The organism is Streptococcus mitis bv. 2 str. SK95 (genome assembly GCF_000222705.1).
Taxonomy (GTDB): domain Bacteria; phylum Bacillota; class Bacilli; order Lactobacillales; family Streptococcaceae; genus Streptococcus; species Streptococcus mitis_AY.
In genome coordinates this window covers 1-6,423 of record NZ_AFUB01000029.1, presented here as the reverse complement: position 1 = coordinate 6,423, position 6,423 = coordinate 1, and the positions used below count along the sequence as shown (strand labels likewise).

Annotated in this window: 4 protein-coding genes; all 4 read left to right on the top strand. The window is 40.6% G+C overall.

The features are described 5' to 3' along the window. Positions 1–209 precede the first annotated feature (209 nt). Positions 210–395 (top strand): hypothetical protein, encoded by a 186-nt coding sequence (locus HMPREF9965_RS0102405; RefSeq protein ID WP_000443230.1) that lies wholly within the window; start codon positions 210–212, stop codon positions 393–395. Between the two features lie 217 nt (positions 396–612). After that, a complete protein-coding gene (locus HMPREF9965_RS06845; RefSeq protein ID WP_000698673.1) occupies positions 613–1,311 on the top strand; it encodes a class B sortase in 699 nt (232 codons plus the stop codon). Beyond that, complete coding sequence (locus HMPREF9965_RS06840) at positions 1,308–1,937, top strand: hypothetical protein (RefSeq protein ID WP_000590655.1); 630 nt, start codon at positions 1,308–1,310, stop codon at positions 1,935–1,937. The genes HMPREF9965_RS06845 and HMPREF9965_RS06840 overlap by 4 nt, the downstream gene beginning before the upstream one ends. Further along, positions 1,921–6,423, top strand: a 4,503-nt coding sequence (locus HMPREF9965_RS06835) for a DNRLRE domain-containing protein (RefSeq protein ID WP_000826482.1), incomplete at its 3' end; no start/stop codon positions are given. The genes HMPREF9965_RS06840 and HMPREF9965_RS06835, both read left to right, overlap by 17 nt.

Here is a 6,423-nt window from a genome sequence, read left to right as displayed (position 1 = left end):
ATCACAATTTAGTAAACGTTAATCAATACGATTATATCAACGTTTCGAAACACTTCATGGTTCACACCATGGGGTGTTTTTTTTGATGATTTTTAGCAAAATTCACACCAAATTCACACCATTATTTATTTAAGGAACGATAAGCGCTCTCTCCAACAGTCATTGGGATTACATTTCTATTTATGAAATCTATCATTACGAAAGATTTCATGGAATCGGATAAATATGTGGTGAAATATGAGAAAGAAATCGCACATTCTGACTATCTAGGCCATAAAACATCTAGGGATTCTTCTCAATTAAAAACGATTTTTAAACTCGATTTTCCTATAGAAAATATAAGAATTGGAGTTTTGCAGGTTCAAGAAGTCATCTATAAAAAGGGAGTTTCGTAAGAAATCAGAGTCAGCTCAAACAGCCATTAAAAAAGGAGCCCATTCTTATTTGGAGAGGGCTCCTCTTTTCTGTTAAAAAGTAGATATCAAATAGGTAATGAGACGATATACATGTATATGGTTATCAAAATACTTTAATAAGAGCATAATTTTCAAAGGATAGTGTATTTACAAGGGAGATAAGGGTCTGATATAATGGTAATGTGGGAGAGATTACATGAAAATTTTAAGGTTTAGTTTGTCATTAATTGCAATGACTACAGTTTTATTTCTAGGTCTAAAGATCTTGGATGGATTCGAACAGAACGCTGTGGAGCAGCGTTCCCAAAATGCAGTAGAGACGAGGTTTCATCAGAATCCAGATGTCTTTGCTTGGTTAACAGTCGAAGGGACTCGAATTGACTATCCAGTCGCTCAACATTCAAGGGATGATACCTATTACCTATCTCACAATATAGATGGTGAAGAGACTTATTATGGAGCCATATTCACAGAGCTGGTCAACAAAAAAACATTTGAAGATCCTGTCACTATTATCTATGGACATGCTATGCTAGATGATTCTATGTTCGGATCTTTAGATTATTTTGCGAAGCCAGCTTTTTTTAACGAGCATGAGAGCATCAAAATTGATACGTTGACTCAGCATTTTGAATATGAGGTGCTGGCAGCCCATTCTTATACCGATGATCATCTTTTTCATACGTTCGAATTAGGAAGTCGAGAAGGCCTCAGATATTATTTAGATACATTACAGACAAGAACATCAGACTATGGGGGATTCTATCGCCAGATAGCCACTGACCCTAAAAAAGATCGGTTTTTAATCTTATCAACCTGTGATGTTGCTGGAAATGATCAACGATTTGTGGTTACTGCTCGTTTAAAAAGTGTCAAAGAAAGGACAAGTACATGATAAAAATATTAAGATTCTCAAGGTTTTGGAGACTAGCTACTGGCCTACTGTTTTTAGGAGTGGGGCAACGCCTTCTATTTACAGGTGTGATTTCCCCTGCGGTAGTCGAGGAAGGTTTATCGCTCATTCTGACCTTACTCAGTCTGCTATTTTTAATGATAGGAACAGTTCTTATTTTTCCAATAACGATTTGGTTTTATAAGCAGTACCGATCAGATCAACGCTTAAATTACACCATTCTGATTTACTTGTTTAGTGCGATTTTATGTGGCATCCTCATCGGAGGCTTGGGTCAAGTTTTATACGATAATACGAGCTTGGAGTATGATCATGTCAAGATTACTATCTGGGCTTTTACTACAATTATACAAACTTTTCTTAAAGTAATCTTATCCTATAGCCTAGTTAGTATTTACAAAGCTTTACCAATTAAAAATAGGGTAGATCAAATGCGCCTACCTGTTCTGGTATCCATGCTTCTTGTTGCCTTTTGTTTAGCTATCGCTGTATGGTTCCCAATACTAGGTTCCTTCGTTTTATCCATCGGTGATGCTCTTATTTTAATTTTTACACTTTATTATTTTATTTATCTTACAAAGGAGAATGATGATGAAAAGACTTCGTAAGACCATACAGTGGTTATTATTGCTGAGTTTATTTATTTCTAATACCCCGCTTATTTATGCGGAAGAAATAAGCCATGCAATTAAGCAAGGTCAGGCGGAGGTCGCGTATAAAAAAGCTGTTACAGAGGCGAGTGACCAGACTGTAGGTTCTGAAAATGCGAATACGGAACATTCGACGAGTGCTGACGCCTCAAAACCAGCAAAGGATGGTGGAGATGCCCTACAACAACCAAAGGTGGTCAACGAAGAGAGTAAGGCAGAGGCAGAACTAAAGAAACAATATGGAGAACCAGTAGCGGTTAGTGGGCAAGAACAACTGTTTCGGGTGGATGAGACTCACTTTGTGACGCATATTGGGAGTGATATTAAAACCTATACTGATCAAGAAGGGGTAGAAGTTCCTGTTGACTTATCTCTCTATTCTTATCATGCCAATGGGAAACACTATTATCTACCTAAAGAATCTCCAGTAGGCGTAGTTCTTCCGAGCGAAGTCAAAGAAGAAACCCCTATTGATATTACACATAAGGATGACAAAATTTCCCTGTATCCGCTTGATAAAACGTATGATCAGGCAACTGTAGAAAAGAATGCCATCCTATACAATAATGTTGATGGCAAAACAGATGTACAATATACGGTACAGCCTAATGGGGTAAAAGAAGAGATTATCCTAGCAGAGTGGGGCGGAAAGAACTCCTTTACTTACGGTTTAGATGCATCTAAGTATGATGTTTCTTTGAAAGACAATCAAATCCTTGTTCGTGAAAAGGGCAAAACGAAGCTCCTCTTTGTACTAACTGCCCCAATGATGGTGGACAGTGCCGGTGCTACTAGTAATGTCATAACCCTTGGATTGAAAAAAGGGGATGGGCGACATGAAGTTACCGTAACAGCTAGTAAAGAGTGGTTGTCTGCTTCAGACCGTAAGTATCCTGTTCGGATCGACCCGACTGTAACGGTTCCAAGAGAAAAAATCCTTGATGTTGTGACTTCATCCGTACATGGTCAGTACCAAGGTTATGCCTATGGATATGTTGGGTATATGACAGCTGAGATGATGGGGATGGCTGGTATTCCAGGTGTTCGTGATATCGGTCGCGCAAGGATGTACTTTAAGATTAACTACGATTTTCAAAAGAGTATTCCTAAAGAAGCGCGTATCGATAGTGCGAGTTTAAATATCTATGAATACACTGCTCCAGATTCTCAATCAACCCAGTTTGCGGCTTATCGCTTGAAGCAAGATTTTGATATCAATACCCTTACATGGGATACTTCTGTGGGTCTTGATATGGAAATCGCAGGAAAAAATGCGACCAGTGGTAAGAAGATTGGGATGCACAACTTTGATATCCGCGAGACTGTAAATGCATGGGTTCAAGGTTTGGAGCCAAACTATGGTTTAGTTGTAGCCGCAACCGACGAAGGCTCAGACGGTGGTGCCTTCTATACAACTGAAGCTACTGCAGATAATGCAGGACAGATTGGGTTTACCCCAGACAAGGCTCCGAGTTTGACGATTAATTGGTCTGTTCCAGATCCGGTTGATGTCAATTATCCAATTGGGAACACTACCATCAATCTTCGGACCATGGTGAAGACAGATAAGAAAGGAAAACTGCAATTTCAGGGAGTCTTTGCGGATGGTCTGACAACACCGGGTGCTCAGGTTGATTATAATCTTAGTGACACTGCTAAAGACTACAAGGGTCAAAGTTCTGCAAGTTTTTCTTACAAATACCCTGATAGTAGTTCCTTTGATGCAGCCTTTGAAAAAGGAACAACTAAATATAAAGACAAGCTCTCAAACTGGCAGACTCAGGTGCCTTTCACAGAACCTGAACTAAACAAGGTTTATACGATTGACGCAGAGAGTAAAAAGGATGGTCAAACCAGCGGTAAAAAATCAAGTGATACTTTTTTGATTTACAAAGTTACCCAGTTTGATACCCTTCCAAAGATTGCGGCTTACTATGGAGTACCACTGAATCAACTTGCTTACGATAATCGTATCCAGGATATGATGGTTGTACAAAATAATACCCTTTTTATTCGCAATCCAAGAAAGAATACTGATAAACCTTATAATCCACCAGCCCTGACATCTAATACCAAGGCAGAAATAGACAGACTTTTAATGGGACGCGGTCTTCACTGTGAGTTTGGATTTGAGCCAATCAATCTAAACACGGGGAATTTCTACCTAGATCGAACAGATGTTTCTATCACAGATGTTGACGGAAAGTTTGAAATTACTCGCGCCTATAACTCTAAAGTAGCAGGGATCAATAGTCTCTTTGGTCGTGGTTGGTCATTTGCCTTTAATGAGCAGTTATCGAGCGATGAAGATCAAAATCTTTACTATACTCGTACAGACGGGTCTATTCTTAAGTTTACGAAAGATGGTGATAACTATCGTGCTCCAAGCGGTTATGACCTCACTCTCGAAGTAAAAACAGTTGAAACGAAGAAAGGCGACTTTGGCGGAGACGAAAAAGAAGACTATGATGTTAAGGAATACCGAGTTGTTGATCACAATCATCAAGAGAAAATCTTTAACTATCACGGCCTCTTAACGAGTCAGACGGATGAAAAAGGTAACAAAACAAGCTTTGATTATAATGAAAATTACCAGCTGACCAAGATTACATCTCCTACAGGCTTGATTTATAGTATCACCTATAACTCAGAGGGCTATATTGGTGCGATTCAAATCCCAAATGGCTCGACTTTGACCTATGAATATGACACGAATGGTCATTTGACCACCTATACGGATGCGACAGGAGTTCCTACTCGTTATGAATATGACGATAAGGGACGTATGACAGCTTGGTACGATGGAAATGGCACCAAGGTTATCCAAAACGAGTACGATGAGGAAAATCGTGTCACCAAGCAAACAGATGGTGCAGGCGCTGTTTCAACTCTCTCTTATAGTGAAGGTCAGACAATCACTACCGATGGAAATGGCAATCAAACCGTATATACTTACGATGAGCAATATCGTACAACGGGCATTCGCTATGCTGATGGAACTAGTATCTCAAAAACGTATGATGACAACAACCGTCTGTCAAGTGTGACGAATGAAGCAGGTCAAACGACTCGCTACACTTATGACAGCAATGGTAATACCTTGACAGAAACGCGTTTTGACGGTGCAGTAAAAACTTCTAGCTATGATGAGAAGAACCATCTTCTGTCTCTCACTGACTTTAGTGGTGCATCAACAGCTCATAGCTATGATGCCAATGGCAATCTAATCCAGACGACATTACCAGATGGCTCTAAGATTACTTATACTGTCGATCAGCAAGGGCGCATCTTATCTACGACAGATGCGGCTGGTCATACAACCTCCTTTGCCTATCAAGGTGCGAATTTGGTAAGTCTTACCAATCCTTTGGGAGGCGTATCAACCTTTACCTACAATGCACACAATCAAGTCACCAGCATTACGAATCCTCTCGGTGGGGCAAAGACCTTTACCTATGATGCTGAAGGTCGCAAGCTGAGTGAAAAAGATGCTGATGGTGTTGGGACGAGCCATACTTTTGACAAGGCAGGTCAAGTGACAGCTGTGACAGAAGGTAATGGTAACACGACTACCTTCACCTATGATGGTTTCGGTCGTAAAATCGGTGCTTCGAATGGAGAAGGAGGGAACTATAGCTACACTTATGATGGTGTTGGGAATCAGCTTTCCGTTACCGATGGAGAAGGACACACTACTAGCTATACATATGATAGCAAGGGTCGTTTCCTAACAGAAAGCAATGCTTCAGGTCAAACGACTACCGTTACTCGTGATGCACTGGGTCGAATTGTCACTCGAACCAATGAAGCAGGTAATAGCAGTAGCTTGACTTATGATGATAGAAATAATGCCGTTAAAACCATCACAGATGCTCTGGGGCAAGTTACTCAAAACACTTATGATGCTGCAGGCAAACTAACCGCGGTCTCTTACCCAATTGGTACAAAAGCTGAGACTACTTATGATATCATGGGCCGAGTGCTCTCTTACACCGATGAAGCAGGTCAGACAGTGACCTACACTTATGACAGTGTTGGAAATAAACTTAGTGAAACCAAAGGGAAAAAGACTACCAGCTATACCTATGATGCAGCGGGGAATGTTACTGGTATTACCTACCCAGATGGTAGCAGTGTTTCATATGTGTTGGATGCGATGGGGAATATCCTGTCCATGACAGATGCCCTTGGAAAAGAAACGACTTATGAATACAGCAAGGCAGGGCGCCTGATCGCAACAACCAATGCCTTGGGTCACCGCACCAGCATGACCTATGATGCCAATGGCAATCAAAATAGCCTAACAGATGCTGCAGGCTATACTGCTAGCACGACCTATACAGGTCAAAATCAAGTTTCCAGTATTACAGATGGTTTAGGCAATAAAACTACGATGGCCTATAACCAGATGGAACAGTTGACAGAGTTGACAGATGCCTTGGGC